Consider the following 17,454-nt stretch of genomic DNA (forward strand, 5'->3'; position numbering starts at 1 on the left):
TTGATTATATATGATAATGTAAAACATTATTTAAATTTATCATTTAAAACACGATTCTGTCCATCTTTTATGATGTCGTTTGATCGGTCCAAATGCTCTAAATAAGCGATTACGTATTTACGACTCAAGCCTAAATGTTCCTTTGCATTTTGCACATTTACGTAGCCATTTTGAGTAATGATAGAGCGTAGCTCACGCATAGCAAATTCCAACGCTTTTGCCGTTACAAAAAGATTATGTGCTAGCCTTATGACTCGGTTTTGTGCGGTGAGTTTTTTAAGGGCATTATCGCCACTTACGCGATCTATCTCAAGCTCATCATATATGTTATAAGGTGCTTCTGGAGCGAGTTTGGCCATATCTAAAATTTTATAAATTTCATCTTCAAGACGAGTTTTTAACTCACTAAAATCAATACCTACTTTTGTATAAACACCATCGTTTTTAGTGATGATATGCTCATTTTCTAGCTTATTTATCGCAGCTTGTGTTAGATTTTCACTCGCCCAGCCAAGCTTTAGTGATACAGATGAAGCCGAGAAGATTGCAAATTTATTCTTTTCAAGCATAAATTTGATAAAGTTTTTTACGCGTGAGACTGCATCTATATCGTATATATTTAAGGCAGCTTCATCGATAAAAGCATTATTTAGTTCCTTTGCGATAGCAATAGCCTCATCGTGTTTTAGGTCAAATCTTTGCACTGAGCTAATTAGCCCAAAGCCATTTTTATGAATAAGCTTTAGCATATCAAATGCGACTTTGAAATTTTTTGTATTTAGAGCGTTTAAAAAGGCGATTTTACTCTGCTTTTTCATAGGCTCCATTATCGGATTTAACACACGTCCGCCACCTATGACACGAGAGTTTGCGATAAGTACAAATGGCTCATTAAATTTTAAAAACATCTGTTTGTCAAATTTAAACGTTACAAAAAAGCTATTTTTCTCACGACTTAATACGATCGCTTTTGCCGCAACACTCTTTGCTCCAACGCAAAATGTAACGTTTTCATTGTGATTAAGCTCACTACTAAAAACAACTGTGTCGACTTCGTTAAAACCCCTAAAAAAGCCCTTTTTACTTAGTAGTTGTCCTTTTTTTAACTCACTTAACTCAACTCCTGTCAAATTTAAAGCTACACGGTTTGAAGCAGATGCATTATCAACGAAATTATCGTGCATCTGGATACTTCGCACACTAACTTCTTTGGCGATGTCATAGTTAAAAAGCTTTTCGTTTTTGCTAACACTCCCCTCGATGACACTACCGGTTACAATAGAGCCGATACCTTTTATGCTAAAAACACGGTCTATATAATAGCGGAAAAGTCCGTCTGTATCGCGATTTTTTGGTTTTATATTAAATAAATAATTTCTTAACTCATTAATACTTTCAGGATCTTTTATGCTAGTTTTAAATACCTCTAAGATGCTTAAGTTTTTAAACTCACCAATGTATTTATAAATCTCGCTTTCACGCTCGTTTAGCTTGCTCTCGCTGACTAGATCGCTTTTAGTTATTGCAACAACAATTGATCTAACGTCTAATAAATTTAAAACGCTTATATGCTCCATAGTTTGAGGCATCAGCCCATCATCAGCCGCAACGACTAATAAACACGCATCAAAACCAAATGCTCCGCTTATCATTGTCTTTACTAAGCTCTCATGGCCTGGAACGTCGATAAATGCGATATTCTCATCGCCTTTTTTTAAATTTGAAAAACTTAGATCTATAGTTATGCCACGCTCTTTTTCCTGTTCCATTCTATCGCCATCAAAGCCATTTAAAGCCTTGATAAGCGAGGTTTTACCGTGATCTACGTGTCCTGCTGTGCCTATTATTACACTCATTTGCTGACCTTATTTATTATGTTTATTAAATTTTTAATATCTTTGTCTAAAATAGAACGCAGATCGAGTAAAAATGCCCCATTTTCAATACGTCCAATGACTCTACACGCTCTAAATTTAGCCTCAATTTCTTGTGCATTGCCACCAAATTTAAGAGCAACGCTTGGCAGTGTTTTGTTCGGTAAAGATCCACCACCTACAAATGTCAAAGTCTGCACAACATCGCAAGGACAAGCGAGATTTGCATTGATATTAGTAGCCAAGCTTGTCAGCTCATCTACACTTTTATACAGCTGTTTCATTGTCGTAATAAGCTCAAATTCTTTGTTTATATACGCCTTTACACTTTCGCAAAACAAAGAGATGATGACTTTATCGACACGTAGCATTCTTAGAAGTTGATTTTTACGCAAACGTGCTATGAATTCGCGTTTGCCAAGTATTATGCCACACTGTACTGAGCCAAAAAGTTTATCACCGCTAAAACTCATCAAATTTATACCGTTTTTTAATATTTTAGTTACGTTTGGATCGTCTTTACCAAGCCCAAATGGCAGCTCACCCACATATCCACTACCAAGATCATAATAACTCATCAAATTTTTCTCACGCCCTAAAGTCGCGATCTGCTCGTCACTAACGCTTTGACTAAAGCCTACGATATCAAAATTTGATCTATGAACTTTTAGTAGCATTTTTGTATTTTCATTTATAGCATTTTCGTAATCACTTAGTCGAGTTTTATTTGTCGTACCGACTTCGACTAACTCCGTGCCTGACGCACTCATCACATCAGGCACTCTAAAACTTCCACCGATCTCAACGAGCTCACCACGACTTACGATCGTCTCGCCACCTTTTGCAAAGGTATTTAATACCAAAAATACAGCACTTGCATTGTTATTTACTATTAAAGCGTCCTCACAGCCAAAAAGTGCCGATAGTAGACGACTCGTGTAATCATAGCGGTTACCACGTTCGCCAGTTTGTAAGTCGTATTCTAAATTTGAATACGAGCATATGATCTCTTTTGCCCGCTCAAACAATCTCTCGTCGATGACGCTACGTCCTAAGTTTGTATGCATACAAACGCCAGTTGCATTTATGAGAGATTTTAGCTCACTTTGCTCGTATTTTATGTATTCATCGGTGATTTTTGCGATGATCTCATCTTTACTTAAAGCAGTTTTGCCACTTTTTAAAAGCTCTCTTTGTTCGTTTAATATCTTATGCGTAATAGCTGTTAAAATAGGCTTTAAAGCACCTTTAAAACACTCTAAATTTAAAATTTTATCAACCTGAGGAAGCTCTGAAAATTTCATATTTTCTCCAAGTAATTTTTTGTTACTTTTGATATTGTAGCATATTATCGCTTGAATTGACGATTTAAATTTTATACTTAACTTAACTTTAAACAGTATAATAGTAATATGCCATAAACCATAAATTTAAGGTAAAAAATGAAAGAATTTGGCTTTTTTAAAGGTGATTTAGATGGCGTTATGCTAAACGAACAGATTACTATAACAGACGATGCAAATGAGTATTTTTTAGTGTCAAACTCACCAAATTTAAAAGCTGACATCATCGCTCCTGAGATAAATTTCTATCTTAAAAACTCCCTTGATAGTATGCTAAATAGAGCCAAAAATGCACTTATACTTTACGAGGCTCATGCTAAATGTTTTGATCTATCAAAGTATATAGACTATGAAAAAAAAGTTGGTAAAAACGTTATCATTGTAAGCAATAGTGGACGTCCAGACTTAGTTGAAAAATTAAAAAAACAAGAGTATAAAGTCGTTGAGCTAACGCACTTTGAGATAAAATTTATATACGGAGCAGTTGGTGAGTTAACAGCTATAATTTTACGTGAAAATGACGAATTTGAGCTTGATTGCGACTTTTTGTTAGTTGAAAATGCACGTGATTATATGCTAAAACAGAGCGGTTGTATTGAAATTTCAAATAAAAACGATGATGAGATTTTAAATTTCTTAAACTCACATACACCAGTTTATCCATATAAAAGTTATATCACATACGATTCAAGTATATGCCAATATCACGAGCGTCGTCACGAGATCTGTGGTCGCTGTGCTGAGGCCTGTCCATCAGTAGCGATACTAAAAGAGAATGAGACAAAGCACCTTGTGTTTTCGCATATAGATTGTGTTAATTGTGGCGAATGTGTGAGCGTGTGCCCAAGTGGTTCGATTGATTATGCAATTATGCCACGTTTAGCTTTTGTCGATATTGCAAAGATGTATAAGGGTAAGATTCCGCTGATCGTATCACGAGATAGTGATATATACGAATTGGATGTAAAACTTCCTGCAAATGTCGTCCCATTTGCGATCGATGGGGCTAAATTTTTAAGTCAAACGCACCTTATGACGCTACTTCAAGAGAGCGGTGCAAATGTTATTATTTATAGCAATGAACGCTCTAATGGCGTATCGATGGCGAGCGATATACTAAACCAAATTTATGAGCTTAAATTTAACCGCCAAGCGATATTTATAGCAAAGGATAAATTAAGCCTTGAAGTTGCTCTTAAAAATGCTGGATTTATAGAAGGCAGTGAGTTTTCTACGAGCGAATACGCCCTACCAAAACGCGAAGTTTTTGCTAAACGATTAGCGTATTTTATAGGTAATGAAAACTTAGGGACCATCTATACAGATGAGCCGATACAATACGGATATGTAAGTATAAATCAAGATAGTTGCACGCTTTGCTTAAGTTGCGTTGGTGCATGTAATGTTAATGCTTTAATCGCCGATAAAAGCAACAACTCTATCAAATTTAATCCAAGTATTTGCACGGCATGTGGCTACTGTGAATTAAGCTGTGCTGAGAAAAATACAATCGAGCTAAAAGTTGGTAAAATAGAGCTTGAACCATCGTTTTTTACATATAATAAACTCGCATGTGATGAGCTGTTTAAGTGTATAGAGTGTGGTAAAGAGTTTGCCACAAAAAAGGCAGTAGAGAAGATCGCAACACTAATGGCACCACGTTTTTCAGATCAGCCAGAAAAACTAAAGACACTTTACTGCTGTGCTGACTGTAAGCCAAAGGTGATGATAAGGGCACAAATCGCCGCATCAAAAGATGGTAAATACTATGAGTAAAAATATTGATATTTTAAAGGCTAGATCATACTATTATGAGTTTTTAGCCGAGCCATTTTTTTTCAGCGAAGATGATACGAGATTTAAAAATTGGTATAAGAAACTAGCCCAAATTTCAACTCAACCGCTAAACGAAGAGAGTGTGGTGGCATTTGAAAATTTGGCTAAATTTAATTTCACTGAGTTTGCAAAGGAGCAAAACTCTGTACTTTTTGATATGAGCTATATCAATGTTCCGCTTAATGTAAGCTTTTATGAAGAAGGCAGAGATGATGGTGCGGCAAGACTTAGAGTTATAGAAATTTTAAAAAAGAGTGAGTATCGTAGGAATTTTTATAGGTGTAAAGATAGTGAAGATTTCATCGGTTTTGTATTTTTACTTATGGCGACGTTTTTGCGAGATGAGGCAAATGGTAACGACACCGAGCTAAGCCGCGAGCTATTTTCTAGTGTGATAAATGGCTTTGTCGACGAGTTTGCAAGTATGCTTGAAAAGCACAAACAAGCAAATTTATTTAAAAGTATATCAATCATTTTACAAAGCTTTATCTTGCTTGAGCGATCACTACTTGGTTTAGAGTCGCCAATAAGGGCAGAAAGTACACAAAGTGTAGCGGAAGAGGCACTTCACCGACAACCATATCAAACAAAGATGCCAACTCCAAAATCAAAGCTTCATTGGGAAGAATTTGCCACGATCTAGAGATAAAAGATATAAATTTTTAAAATAAATTTATATCTTTGCTACTTTAAATCTTAAAATTTTATAAATAATAATATCTAGTTAATAAAAATAAAATTATTATCTAAATTATTATGCTAAATTTGCATATATGTAGAAACTGAATATTTCTAGAATATTAAATTTAGGTGCTCAATACATTGAGCTTGGTTTATGTAAAAGGTATATTTTTCTAAATTTGCACTGGAGTAGATATAAATATGCAAATTTTACATATTATAGAAAGGTTGTCTTTATGAAAAAAGATCGTAGAGAGTTTCTTAAAAAATCTCTCAAAGTTGGAGCCATAACTGGTGCTGTCACTGCAACAACACTTGGTGCTTCTGGTTTAAATACCATAAATGAAGTTGATATTAATGGCGTAGTAGTTGGAAAGTCAAATAAAAAAGAGGTGCTATACCACAAAACTATATCGTGGGAGCAGTATTATAAAGTCGCTTATTAGGAGTAAAGTATGAGTGATATAAAAGTTGCAAGGCGATCGTTTTTAAAACTTGCTGCACTTGGTGCTAGTAGCACTATGGCATTTAGTAATGAAAATGATACGCTTCAAAAAATGAGTGAGCTAAATGGAGCACCAGATCCATATCCGGGTTCAAAGAGAGTGCGGACTATATGCTCGATTTGTTCAGCAGGTTGTGGTATTGAAGCTGAAGTGCATAATGGTGTTTGGGTTCGCCAAGATATGGCAGTATCTCACCCTATATCTCAGGGTAGCCACTGCTGTAAAGGTATCGATCAGATCGATCTAACAAAGAGCAAACAACGCATAAAATATCCTATGAAAAAGGTAAATGGCAAGTGGGAGCGTATAAGCTGGGAGACGGCGATAAACGAGATCGGCGACAAGATGCTTGAGATACGTAAACAGCACGGCCCAGACTGCGTTGAGTTTTTAGGTTCGGCTAAATTTAGCAATGAACAATCTTGGTATTTTAGAAAATTTGCAGCATTTTGGGGTAGTAATAATATAGACCACGTTGCACGCATTTGACATAGTGCATCAGTCGCCGGAGCGGCGAATACTTGGGGTTATGGCGCTATGACAAACCACTTTGGAGATGTGGCTGCAAACTCAAAAGCTATTATGGTCTTTGGAGCAAATCCAGCCGTTGCAAATCCAGTTGGCGGTATGAAACACTTCTTGCAAGCAAAAGACAGAACTAATGCAAAACTAATCGTCGTTGATCCTATCTTTACAAAAACAGCTGCTAGAGCCGACCACTATGTGAGACTTAGACCTGGAACGGATATAGCATTTGTTTATGGTATGTTACATCTTATATTTAAGAATGGTTGGGAAGATAAAGAATTTATACGAACTCGTGGATACGGCATAGATGAAGAGATTCGTGCAGAAGCTAAGAAGTGGACACCCGAAGAGACTAGCAATGTCACCGGTGTGCCGGTAGATCAGATCATACAAGTAACAAAGCTATTTGCCACTACTAAACCAGCTTGTATAGCTTGGTCGCTTGGTATCACACAGCACTCAGTTGGTAGCTCAAATACAAGAATTTTATCTATCCTTCAACTAGTGCTTGGCAATATGGGGAAACCAGGTGGTGGTTGCCAGATTATACGTGGACACGACAACGTCCAAGGTGCTACAGATATGGGTAATTTAGCTGATACTTTGCCGACATATTATGGGCTTGGCGATAAGGCTTGGAAATACTTCTGCAAAGGCTGGGGTGTCGATTTTGACGAATTTATAAAGCGCTTTGCAGTATCTACAAAAGAGCCAAAACAAGGTGGAACGCTTGTAAAGGGTACTAAATTTCAAGAGTATTATTACCATGATTTTAAAAATCCAGAAGATAGAAATTGGAGAAATGAAAAGGGCTGGTCTCTTGCAAAATGGTGGCAGGGCGTCTTAAAAGAGGAAAAGACATTCTCAAGTGGAGATCTAAGGGTGCTTTGGGTGCAAGGCACCGGTATAACATCAATGGCACACTTGACTAAAATTCAACAAGCTGTTGATAAGCTAGATTTGTTAGTTGTAGCTGAACCATTTGTAAATGAAGTCGCAATACTTAGCGATAGAAAAGACGGTGTCTATGTGCTTCCTGTGGCAACACAGTTTGAAAACTCTGGCGTAGTTGTCGCTACAAATCGCTCAGGTCAATGGAGAAGCAAGGTTGTAGATCCGCTTTATGAGAGTAAGCCAGACCATGAAGTAATGTTTGAATTTGCTAAAAAATGGGGCTTTTATGAAGAATATACAAAATCTCTTAAAATGAGCATTGTAGATGGCGAATTAAAAGTTGTTAAAGATACTTTTGAGTGGCCAGAAGACGCTACACGCGAGATGGCTAGAATGGGTAGAAGCATAGGGCTTACAGGTTGGCAACCAGAGAGACTTAAAAAGCACCAAGAAAATTGGGAAAATTTTGATCCTGATACGCTTATAGGCATTGGTGGTGATGTTAAGGGCGAGTATTATTCACTTCCGTGGCCTTGTTGGGATGAAAAACACCCCGGCACACCTATCCTTTATCGTCCAGATGTACCTTATATAGAGGGTGGTTCAGGTTTTAGAAATCGCTTTGGCTTAGAGCATAACGGCGTTAGCCAGTTAGCTGATGAGAGCGTTAGTATTAAAGATGCTAAAGTAAAAGGTGGCTATCCGCAGATCACTAAGGCAAATATAGAACAAGTGCTTGGCATCACACTTAGCGAAGAAGAGAGAGCTAAAATTGGCGATGACTGGATGACGGACTATAGTGGTATAATCCTTGCAAAATGTCGCGAGGCTGGTATCGCACCTTATGGTAATGCACGTGCAAGAGCTATCGTTTGGGAGTTTATAGATCAAATTCCAAAACACAGAGAGCCTATCCATTCGCCACGTTGGGATTTAGTGCAAAAGTATCCAGCTATTGACGATCAAGAGCGTAACTTCCGCGTTGAAGTTAAATTTAAAGGCGAACAGCAAAAAGAGGATTGGAGTAAAAACTTCCCAATCATCATCAGCTCAATGCGTCTAGTAAATTTAAGTGGTGCGGGAATGTTAGAGCGAACTAGTAAATATCTATCTGCGATTACGCCTGAAATGTTTGCTTATGTTAATCCTGAGCTTGCTATGAACTACGGTATAAATGATCGTGATATGATGTGGATACACGCACCGCAAGGCACGAAAATAAAGGTCAAATGCTATCATAACAGAAGCGTCACACCAGATAGAATTTGTCTGCCTTATAACTTTGCTGGTATTATGCAAGGTGTGGATATTTCAGCTCGTTATCCAGAAGGAACTAAGCCTTACGTTATCGGTGAGAGCTCAAATACCATAACAAACTACGGCTTTGATCCAGTTACGCAAATTTCGGAGTTTAATGCTGGACTTTGTAGGATAGAAAAGGCTGATAACATGGGCTTTAAGACAGAATTTTATGATGAATACGGCGAATTTAGCCCAAATAATGGTTAGGAGATGAAGCAATGGCAAGAATGAAATTTTTTGTAGATACAAATAGATGTATAAGCTGTTTTGGTTGTCAAGTCGCTTGCTCATCAGCCCACGAAGTCCCGGTTGGCGTCTATCGTCGTAAGGTCATCACGCTAAACGATGGCGTTGAAGGTAAAGAGGTCTCAACGACTATCGCGTGTCAGCATTGCACAGACGCACCTTGTGAGCAGGTGTGCCCGGTAGATTGTTTTTACATACGTGCAGATGGTATTGTGCTTCATGATAAAAGCAAATGTATAGGCTGTGGATATTGTCTATATGCCTGTCCGTTTGGTGCTCCGCAGTTTCCACGTGATGGGGCCTTTGGCATCAAAGGCGAGATGGATAAATGCACTATGTGTGCTGGTGGCCCAGAACCTACAAATTCGCACGAAGAGCTTCATTTATACGGACAAAATCGCATAGCAGAAGGTAAAGTGCCTATGTGTGCCGCTGTATGTGCCACAAATGCACTTTTAGTTGGCAATGCGGCAGAGGTAGCAAATGTCTATCGCAGACGTATAATGAATAAAAATGCAGTTGCAAAACAACCATCCTTTTTATAAAATTTAGGGAGCTTCTGCTCCCTAAATTTCAAATTTCCACATACTTATTAAAATATTTTTTTATGATAATCGTTTTTATTTTAACTAAAGCCAGAATGTGCTATATTCCTCAAAGATATTTTAAAAATAAATTTAATTATAAGGCTATTTATGAAAAGACTTGGTAAAATTTTTATAGCTCTGCTTATTCCATTTGTTTTATTTGCAAAAAATGAGGACTTCGCTCAAGTTGCAGAGCAGATCAAGATCGCACTTGATAAAGTGGTAACTGAGTATAAAGCAGGTAACGTAGCTCAGGCAGTAAGCGATACGCAAAATGCTTATTTTGGGCTTTTTGAAGATATTGAAGGTGCGATACGTATAAATTTAGGACAGAAAAAAGCCTATAAGATGGAAAAGCAGTTTGGTGACATCAGAAAGGCGATAAAAGCAAATGAGCCAGTTGATGGCATACAAACAAGGATTGATAAGCTAAATGCCGAGATTACTGAAGTTTTGCCAGTGATACTAACAGGGCATAGGCTAGTTGGTGAGTATTCAGACGCACCTACGATGGATACTACAAGCCTTGACACATCTAGTTTTATTCCACAATGGAAGTTGGTATTTGAAAATATCTCTAAAAATTTAACTGACGCTTTGGCTTATTATGATAACGATAAAAAGGATGAAGCCAGACGTGCAATTGAAGACGCCAAGTTTATAAACTACCGAAATACAAAGCTTGAAATAGCCGTTAGACAACACTTAGATAGCGGAAAGAGCCTTGATGCTGATATACAACGTAAGATGAATGAGGCTATAAAAGGCACGAGTAATGGCATAAGCAAGGATGATTTTAAAAACAAACTAAATGAGATAACAAAGCTTGTATATGACGCAACTGCAAAGCTTCCAGCCCAGACAGCTAGTATCGCAGTTGTGGATATGAGCGATATTGAAGAAGAGATTAACACATCGACTGATTACTCTCCTGTAGTTAAAAATATCAATGATAAAACCGTAGCAGCCATCGCACTTTTTGTTAGCGGAGACGCCACAAAAGCTATGGGCGATGTGCAAGATATCTACTTTGATGAGTTTGAAGCAAGCGGTATGGAGAATAAGGTCGGTGCGATAGACGTAAATTTAAAAACAGCCATTGAAGGCACATTTAGTGCAATAGTAGCTGCCATGAAGTCAGGTGTAAGTGAGTCTGAGTTAAAAGCACTTGCGGATAAGTTATCATCTCAGCTTAATACCGCACTTGAAAAAACTAGTGCATCAAGCTCACCTTGGGCGTTGTTTATCTGGGCTTTGACTATTATTTTACGTGAAGGCTTTGAAGCACTCATTATAGTTGCTGCAGTCGTTGCGTATCTAGTTAAAACAGGTAATTTAGCTAAGATGAATAGAGTCGTTTATAGCTCAGTTGGCGTGGCTATAGTGCTTAGCTTTGTTATGGCATGGCTGATGAATGTTATGTTTGGAGCTGCCGCAGGACAAAAACGTGAGCTGCTTGAGGGCATAACTATGCTTGTAGCTGTTGCACTACTATTTTATGTTGGCTTTTGGTTACTCTCAAACGCAGGTGCTAAAAAATGGAGTGGCTATATACAAAGTCAAGTAAATGAATCTCTATCAAACAATTCAGCCACCGCACTTTGGTGGACTGTCTTTTTGGCAGTATTTAGGGAAGGTGCCGAGACCGTGCTATTTTATCAAGCATTGATATTTGACGCTAAAGACGCAGCAGGATATTCTATGATAGCTGGTGGATTTGTTATTGGTGTCGTCGTTTTGCTTATAGTTTATTATATATTTAAAATTTTTGCTATCAAGATTCCTATAAAACCATTTTTTATATTTACATCAGCGATTATATTTTATATGTCTATCGTCTTTGTCGGCAAGGGCGTTATGGAGCTTGTTGAGGGTAAAATTTTTATCCCTACAACGATAAGTGGACTAAACTTCCCTGAGTGGATGGGTAATTGGCTAGGATTACATCCATACTATGAGAGCCTTGTGCCACAAATTTTAATGATTATAACTCTTGTGGTTGGCATAATTATAATGAAATCAAAACAAAAACAATCTATTTTAAAGGAGACAAAATGAATAAACTTCTAAGTTCAGTGTTGGCTTTTAGCCTCGTTGCAAGTGTTGCTATGGCTGGAGAACATCCGATAGGCGAGCCTGTAGAAATAAATGGTATGGAGATAGCAGCTGTGTATCTAGAGCCTATTGATATGGAGCCAAAAGGCATTGACCTAGCACCAAGCCTAGCCGATCTACACCTTGAAGCAGACATTCACGCCATAGAGGGTAATAAAAATGGCTTTGGAGAGGGTGAGTGGATACCATATCTAAAAGTAAACTATGAGCTTAAAAATTTAGACAATGGTAAGATCAAAAAAGGCACTTTTATGCCTATGGTTGCGGCCGATGGTCCTCACTATGGTGCAAACTTAAAAATGGATACTGGCGTAGGCAACTATGAGCTTAAATTTCACATTGAAAACCCAGAGAAGCAAGGCTTTGGTCGCCACGCTGACAAAGACACTGGCGTTGGCAAATGGTTTGAGCCATTTACAACTACTTATACATTCCAATGGACAGGTGGTCCTGTTAAATAATTTTAATGGGCGAGAAATCGCCCATTTTATATTAAATTTTTAAGGTTTTTTATGTCTATTTACTTCGTTCAAGTCATAACTGCTTTGCTTGGATTTACACTTTTTGCTGCTTTAAACAACAAAGAAAAAAGCTTAAAATATATATTTCTACTATCCGCATTTGGCGTATTTTTTGGGATTATTATATTTAAAATCGCACGTAACGTGTTGCTTGATGCTAGTACAAAATTAGTCATAGATTGCATAACTATGATTTTTTTGTGTATCACTTTACTTTGGATTTTTTTTGAGTTTAAACCAGCAAAAATTTTTACTTTTTTGGTACTTGGCGTAGGATATGGGTTTAATTATAGTGCAATAAGTGCATTGTTCCCACTATTTAATGGCGAATTACTTGACACACAAAGTATTATTAGCTTTTTTCTTATGCTATTTGGATTTTTGGTTGTTTTTATCTCATTTTTTGTCATTTCAAATTTAAAAAAGAGTTTAAGTATAATAAGTTTAAGGCTATTTAGCCTTGTTGTTTTAACAGCTTTGATCGTTGAAAAACTCTCAAACGCTATGCTTGAGCTTATGCGGGCAGGACAAATTCCTACCTATCCGCAAGTTCTCTCTATGGTTGCAAAAGGTATTTATATCTCAACTTTTATAGTGTATTTTTTCATTTTTATCATACTTATCTTAGCATTTTTGCACTTTAGCTCACGCCCTGCGAATGTGAGCAAGAGTGAGATTGGGGTTATTAAATTTAGATTTGTAAAGGCTGTGCGTGAAAAGGCTGAGATGAATGCTAAAACTATCATTTCATTATCTATCATAGCACTTATTTTTTGCCTATATTATGACTTTTATGCATCACGCCCGCCTCAAATTTCAAAGCCGATTTTAGTTGAACCAAAGGATAATAAATTTACATTTGACGTTGATATATTAAAGGATAATAAACTTCACCGCTATGCCTATATCACAGATGAGGGTAAGGAGGTAAGATTTTTTTTACTTAACCGTTTTAGTGATAGAGCATCTCCGACTATAGTCTTTGATGCTTGTGCAATATGTGGAGATATGGGATATGTTAAAAAGGGTGATGATCTTATATGTATTTCATGCAATGTACGAATTTTCTTGCCATCCGTTGGTAAAGAGGGCGGTTGCAACCCAATCCCAATGCCGTTTAGCTTTGATGGTAAAAATATTGTGGTTGATTATGAGACTATTTTAAGTGGATCAAACTATTTTAGCAAAGTTGTTGAAAGACAGATGATTGACCCAGTTAGCCGTAAAAAGGTAAGCAATATCGGTTCACGATCATATTTGTATTACAATCGCACATATTTCTTTGAAAATAACGAAACACAGGCTAAGTTTGAGGCAAATCCTGAAAAATATGTAGATATTAATGGGACTTTAAAATGAAAAATATACAACTTAGACTTATAAAAAGCTCCATAACAGGCTCAAAAGTGCAAAAGCTAATGGCGTTTATCACGATACTTTTAGCTACAATTTTGATCGCTTGTATGTTAAATATCACTCTTAAAATCGGTGATCAAGTCGCAGGTGAGCTACGAAGCTATGGTTCAAACATCGTGGTGTTGCCACGTGGTGATAGCCTTAGCATAGAGATAGAAGGCAAGAGTTTTACGCCGTTAAAATCACAAAATTTTATAAAAGAGGCTAATTTATACAAGATAAAAGATATATTTTGGCGAAATAATATCGTGGCATTTGCACCATTTTTAAGCATAAATGTTAAAGACACAAACGGCAAGGAGTTTGCACTAGTTGGGACATATTTTGATAAAAATATAGGCTTAGCTGATGAGCCTGAGTTTAGTACTGGTGTTAAGACACTCTTTGGATTTTGGGGCGTTAGTGGCGAGTGGGTGAAGGATGACAGCATTGATGAGGTGTTAGTAGGTGCTGAATTAGCTGAACGTGAGGGCTTAAAAATAGGCGATACATTAAATTTAAATGGCGTAAGTAGTGCTAAAAGCGTTAAAGTCATAGGTATTTTAAATGGAGATAGTGATGAGACACATAAACTTGTTGGCTCACTTAAACTTGCCCAAGAGCTTTCAGGACATATTGGCGAGTTTAGCAAGGCTGAGGTTTCAGCGATGACGATACCAGAAAACGACCTATCTTTAAAAGCTAGGCGAAATTTAGACAGCCTTGATAGTGTTGAGTATGATCTTTGGTACTGCTCGGCATATGTTAGCTCTATTGCTTATCAGATAGAGGAAAACTTCGCTGGGATTAGTGCAAAGGCTAGTTTGCAAGTAAGTGATGCCGAGAGTAATATCGTTAAAAAAATTCAAAGCTTAATGGGAATAGTCAGCATTATCGCACTTATCGTCTCGGCTATTGGCATAACATCGCTAATGACGAGTGAAATTTACCGTCGCAAAAAGGAGATTGGTTTACTAAAGGCCATAGGTGCAAGCAACTTTGAAATTTATACACTTTTTGTGAGCGAAAGCCTTGTAGTAGCATTTTTTGCTGGTGTGATAGGTGCATTTTTGGGATATGCTCTAAGCTACGTGATGGCTTATACGATATTTTCTCATGGCATAGGCATAGCGTGGATAGTGCTACCGCTATGCGTGGCATTTGCCCTGCTTATCTCAGTCATTGGCTCGCTAGTGCCTATGAGAAATGTTATAAATTTACTCCCAGCTGAGGTGCTTTATGACCGCAAATAGAAATTTCTTTTTAAATTTAATATATAAAAGTATAAAAAATGGTTCATCTCGTGTGGCTGTTATCGCCGTATCTATACTGCTTGGAGCGTGTGTGTGTGCGGCGTTTATCAATGTATATCTTGACATTGACTCAAAAGTTTCACGTGAGCTTAAAACTTATGGTGCAAATATGATCTTTGCACCCACAAATATGGCTATTGTTGATGATATGAGTGAAGATAAATATAATCAAATAGTTGCAAAAATCCCAGCTGATAAACTACTTGGAGATAGCGGATATATATTTACCCAGGCAAATATCGGACCCACAAATGCTATAATAATGGGTGTAAAATTTAGTAAACTAAAAACCGTTAAACCATTTTTAGATGTGCGTGATGGGACAATGATAAATGTTGATTTTGACGATAAAAACGTGCTTATTGGCGTTGACTTGGCTAAACAGGCAGGATTTAAAGTAGGCGATACGATAGATCTTCGTGCTATTGGTTCAAACGATGGCGAAAAAGTGAAGATTAAGGGCATAGTTGCAAGCGGTGATAAAGAGGACGCACTACTCATAACCTCGCTAAATCTAGCTCAAAAGATAGCTAAAAAAGAGAATAAAATAAACTACGCCGAAGCGGTTGTGCTTGGAAATTTTGATGAGATAAATGCCTTTGCTAAAAATTTAGATAGCGATGAGATCGTAGCAAAACCAGTCGCGAAGGTCTCAAAGTCAGAGGGCTTTATACTTGAAAAGATCAAGCTTTTAATGGCACTTGTCTCACTTGTAATACTTCTTATCACTTCAATGTGTGTAAATACCACGCTTAGCTCTATATTACTCTCTCGTTCTCGTGAGATAGCCTTGCTTAGGGCGTTGGGTGCTAGCAAAAATGACGTTTCTAAACTATTTGGATTTGAGACCTTTATGATAGCGTTTTTGAGTGCATTACTTGGTGCATTTTTGGGCTATTTTCTAGCCCAAGTGCTTGGATATGCGATATTTGATTCAAGTATTGATTTTAGAATTTTAAGTGTACCGCTTGCGGTTATTATATCGCTTGTGTTTGCAGCGGTTGCAGCTCTTTATCCGATAAAAAGGGCATTAGATAACAAGATGGCAGATATATTAAGAGGAGAGTAGATGTCAAAGGTATTAGAACTAAAAGATATTTGTAAGAGATTCGGCGATGTAGTCGCACTTGATAGTATAAGCTTTGATGTTAGTCGTGGCGAGTGGATAAGTGTAATGGGTCCAAGCGGTAGTGGTAAAAGTACACTTGTAAATATCCTTTCTCTTATGGATGAGCCAACTAGTGGCACATATCTGCTAGGCGGAGATGATGCAAGTCGTTTAAATGCTGATGATACGCTTAAATTTAGACGAGAGAAAATAGGACTTATTTTTCAGCAGTTTCACCTCGTGCCGTATTTAAGTGCATTAGAAAACGTTATGATAGCTCAGTATTACCATAGTAGTGTTGATGAAGATGACGCTAAAAGGGCGTTAGAGCGTGTGGGACTAGGACATAGGCTAGATCACCGCCCAAGTCAGCTAAGTGGTGGTGAGCAACAACGTCTTTGTATCGCTCGTTCACTCATAAACGACCCTGAAATTTTAATCGCTGATGAACCTACGGGCAACCTTGATGAAGCAAATGAACGCGTTGTTTTGGAGCTTTTTAAACAGCTTAGAAACGAAGGCAAGACGATACTTCTTATCACACACAACCCAGATCTTGGTGAATTTGGCGATAAGATAGTCTATCTAAAACATGGAAGACTTGAAAATATAGATGTTATAAGCGATGAAAGACGAGTAAAAGCAGATGCTAAAATTGGAGCTATAAAATAATGTGTGTAAATTTTAAGGCCATTTTTTCGCTACTTTTTATGATATTGGTTTTATTTGGATGTGGCAACGATGGGTATAATAAAAATCATATCGTACTAAACTCGCCAAATGGTGTTAAAACGCAGTATTTTCCAGAAGATCGTCGCTTAATGATGAATGATGGCAAGGCGTATATGCTATTTTTCTTTGGTACGAGTTGTGGCGTATGTATGGCTCAAGCTCCAATAATAAATGAAATTTACAGCGAATTTAGCGATAAATTTAGCATTTATGGGATCTTTGGACCAAGCCTTGGCTTTGATAAGGATCTAGCGATTATAAAAGAACACGATATTAATTATAATGTTATTAGTGATAAAATTTCAGTTGATTACTTCTCAAAAGTAGTTGGTGGTGTAATGGGCGTCCCTGCTATATTTATATTTGATAGTCATGGCAATCTTAAAAGGCGTTTCATTGGATTAACGCCAAAGCCAACATTAGAAAATGAGATAAAACTTATACTTTAAATTACGGTATAATTAGCTAAATTT

14 protein-coding genes and 1 pseudogene are annotated in these 17,454 nt (G+C 37.3%); 13 read left to right on the plus strand and 2 right to left on the minus strand.

Annotation, left to right across the window (positions count from 1 at the left end):
* Positions 1–26: 26 nt before the first annotated feature.
* The gene (gene selB, locus KDE13_RS02805) at positions 27–1,856 is read right to left on the minus strand and encodes a selenocysteine-specific translation elongation factor (protein WP_212141551.1); all 1,830 of its coding nucleotides are present in this window, start codon (positions 1,854–1,856) and stop codon (positions 27–29) included.
* Positions 1,853–3,178 carry an L-seryl-tRNA(Sec) selenium transferase gene (selA, locus tag KDE13_RS02810; RefSeq protein WP_212139927.1) on the minus strand — a complete coding sequence of 442 codons (1,326 nt, stop codon included), beginning with the start codon at positions 3,176–3,178 and terminating at the stop codon, positions 1,853–1,855. The genes selB and selA overlap by 4 nt, the downstream gene beginning before the upstream one ends.
* 138 nt (positions 3,179–3,316) lie before the next feature.
* Between selA and KDE13_RS02815 the strand changes: the two genes are divergently transcribed.
* From KDE13_RS02815 to KDE13_RS02875, 13 genes and pseudogenes are all read left to right on the plus strand, one after another.
* Positions 3,317–4,993 carry a 4Fe-4S binding protein gene (locus KDE13_RS02815; protein WP_212142789.1) on the plus strand — a complete coding sequence of 559 codons (1,677 nt, stop codon included), beginning with the start codon at positions 3,317–3,319 and terminating at the stop codon, positions 4,991–4,993.
* A complete protein-coding gene (locus KDE13_RS02820; protein WP_212142790.1) occupies positions 4,986–5,696 on the plus strand; it encodes a TorD/DmsD family molecular chaperone in 711 nt (236 codons plus the stop codon). Before KDE13_RS02815 ends, KDE13_RS02820 begins: the two co-directional genes overlap by 8 nt.
* Positions 5,697–5,970: 274 nt before the next feature.
* Positions 5,971–6,180, plus strand: a complete 210-nt coding sequence (locus tag KDE13_RS02825; RefSeq protein WP_212142791.1) for a Tat pathway signal protein — start codon at positions 5,971–5,973, stop codon at positions 6,178–6,180.
* Between the two features lie 111 nt (positions 6,181–6,291).
* A pseudogene (locus KDE13_RS09735) lies at positions 6,292–6,456 on the plus strand (hypothetical protein); the annotation flags it as partial.
* A gap of 60 nt (positions 6,457–6,516) precedes the next feature.
* On the plus strand, positions 6,517–9,171 hold the full coding sequence (locus KDE13_RS02835) for a formate dehydrogenase subunit alpha (RefSeq protein ID WP_229204354.1): 2,655 nt from the start codon (positions 6,517–6,519) through the stop codon (positions 9,169–9,171).
* A gap of 11 nt (positions 9,172–9,182) precedes the next feature.
* Positions 9,183–9,755 carry a formate dehydrogenase FDH3 subunit beta gene (gene fdh3B, locus KDE13_RS02840; RefSeq protein ID WP_212142793.1) on the plus strand — a complete coding sequence of 191 codons (573 nt, stop codon included), beginning with the start codon at positions 9,183–9,185 and terminating at the stop codon, positions 9,753–9,755.
* A 150-nt stretch (positions 9,756–9,905) separates the two neighbouring features.
* Positions 9,906–11,855 carry an FTR1 family iron permease gene (locus KDE13_RS02845; protein ID WP_212141545.1) on the plus strand — a complete coding sequence of 650 codons (1,950 nt, stop codon included), beginning with the start codon at positions 9,906–9,908 and terminating at the stop codon, positions 11,853–11,855.
* Positions 11,852–12,373, plus strand: a complete 522-nt coding sequence (locus tag KDE13_RS02850; RefSeq protein ID WP_212139919.1) for an iron transporter — start codon at positions 11,852–11,854, stop codon at positions 12,371–12,373. Before KDE13_RS02845 ends, KDE13_RS02850 begins: the two co-directional genes overlap by 4 nt.
* Positions 12,374–12,424: 51 nt before the next feature.
* Positions 12,425–13,792, plus strand: coding sequence for a Fe-S-containing protein (locus KDE13_RS02855; protein ID WP_212142794.1), 1,368 nt, complete (start codon positions 12,425–12,427; stop codon positions 13,790–13,792).
* On the plus strand, positions 13,789–15,081 hold the full coding sequence (locus KDE13_RS02860; RefSeq protein WP_212142795.1) for an ABC transporter permease: 1,293 nt from the start codon (positions 13,789–13,791) through the stop codon (positions 15,079–15,081). Before KDE13_RS02855 ends, KDE13_RS02860 begins: the two co-directional genes overlap by 4 nt.
* On the plus strand, positions 15,068–16,210 hold the full coding sequence (locus KDE13_RS02865; protein WP_212139916.1) for an ABC transporter permease: 1,143 nt from the start codon (positions 15,068–15,070) through the stop codon (positions 16,208–16,210). Before KDE13_RS02860 ends, KDE13_RS02865 begins: the two co-directional genes overlap by 14 nt.
* Positions 16,211–16,921 (plus strand): ABC transporter ATP-binding protein, encoded by a 711-nt coding sequence (locus KDE13_RS02870; RefSeq protein WP_212142796.1) that lies wholly within the window; start codon positions 16,211–16,213, stop codon positions 16,919–16,921. It abuts the gene before it with no gap.
* A complete protein-coding gene (locus KDE13_RS02875; protein WP_212142797.1) occupies positions 16,921–17,430 on the plus strand; it encodes a TlpA family protein disulfide reductase in 510 nt (169 codons plus the stop codon). The genes KDE13_RS02870 and KDE13_RS02875 overlap by 1 nt, the downstream gene beginning before the upstream one ends.
* Positions 17,431–17,454 lie beyond the last annotated feature (24 nt).

The sequence above is a fragment of the Campylobacter anatolicus genome, from assembly GCF_018145655.1.
In the GTDB taxonomy this organism is placed as follows: domain Bacteria; phylum Campylobacterota; class Campylobacteria; order Campylobacterales; family Campylobacteraceae; genus Campylobacter_A; species Campylobacter_A anatolicus.

Bases quoted from the DNA above. Each gene is read 5' to 3' on its own strand.
- selB (WP_212141551.1), bottom strand. From the start codon at position 1,856: ATGAGTGTAATAATAGGCACAGCAGGACACGTAGATCACGGTAAAACC.
- selA (WP_212139927.1), bottom strand. From the start codon at position 3,178: ATGAAATTTTCAGAGCTTCCTCAGGTTGATAAAATTTTAAATTTAGAG.
- KDE13_RS02815 (WP_212142789.1), top strand. From the start codon at position 3,317: ATGAAAGAATTTGGCTTTTTTAAAGGTGATTTAGATGGCGTTATGCTA.
- KDE13_RS02820 (WP_212142790.1), top strand. From the start codon at position 4,986: ATGAGTAAAAATATTGATATTTTAAAGGCTAGATCATACTATTATGAG.
- KDE13_RS02825 (WP_212142791.1), top strand. From the start codon at position 5,971: ATGAAAAAAGATCGTAGAGAGTTTCTTAAAAAATCTCTCAAAGTTGGA.
- fdh3B (WP_212142793.1), top strand. From the start codon at position 9,183: ATGGCAAGAATGAAATTTTTTGTAGATACAAATAGATGTATAAGCTGT.
- KDE13_RS02845 (WP_212141545.1), top strand. From the start codon at position 9,906: ATGAAAAGACTTGGTAAAATTTTTATAGCTCTGCTTATTCCATTTGTT.
- KDE13_RS02850 (WP_212139919.1), top strand. From the start codon at position 11,852: ATGAATAAACTTCTAAGTTCAGTGTTGGCTTTTAGCCTCGTTGCAAGT.
- KDE13_RS02855 (WP_212142794.1), top strand. From the start codon at position 12,425: ATGTCTATTTACTTCGTTCAAGTCATAACTGCTTTGCTTGGATTTACA.
- KDE13_RS02860 (WP_212142795.1), top strand. From the start codon at position 13,789: ATGAAAAATATACAACTTAGACTTATAAAAAGCTCCATAACAGGCTCA.
- KDE13_RS02865 (WP_212139916.1), top strand. From the start codon at position 15,068: ATGACCGCAAATAGAAATTTCTTTTTAAATTTAATATATAAAAGTATA.
- KDE13_RS02870 (WP_212142796.1), top strand. From the start codon at position 16,211: ATGTCAAAGGTATTAGAACTAAAAGATATTTGTAAGAGATTCGGCGAT.
- KDE13_RS02875 (WP_212142797.1), top strand. From the start codon at position 16,921: ATGTGTGTAAATTTTAAGGCCATTTTTTCGCTACTTTTTATGATATTG.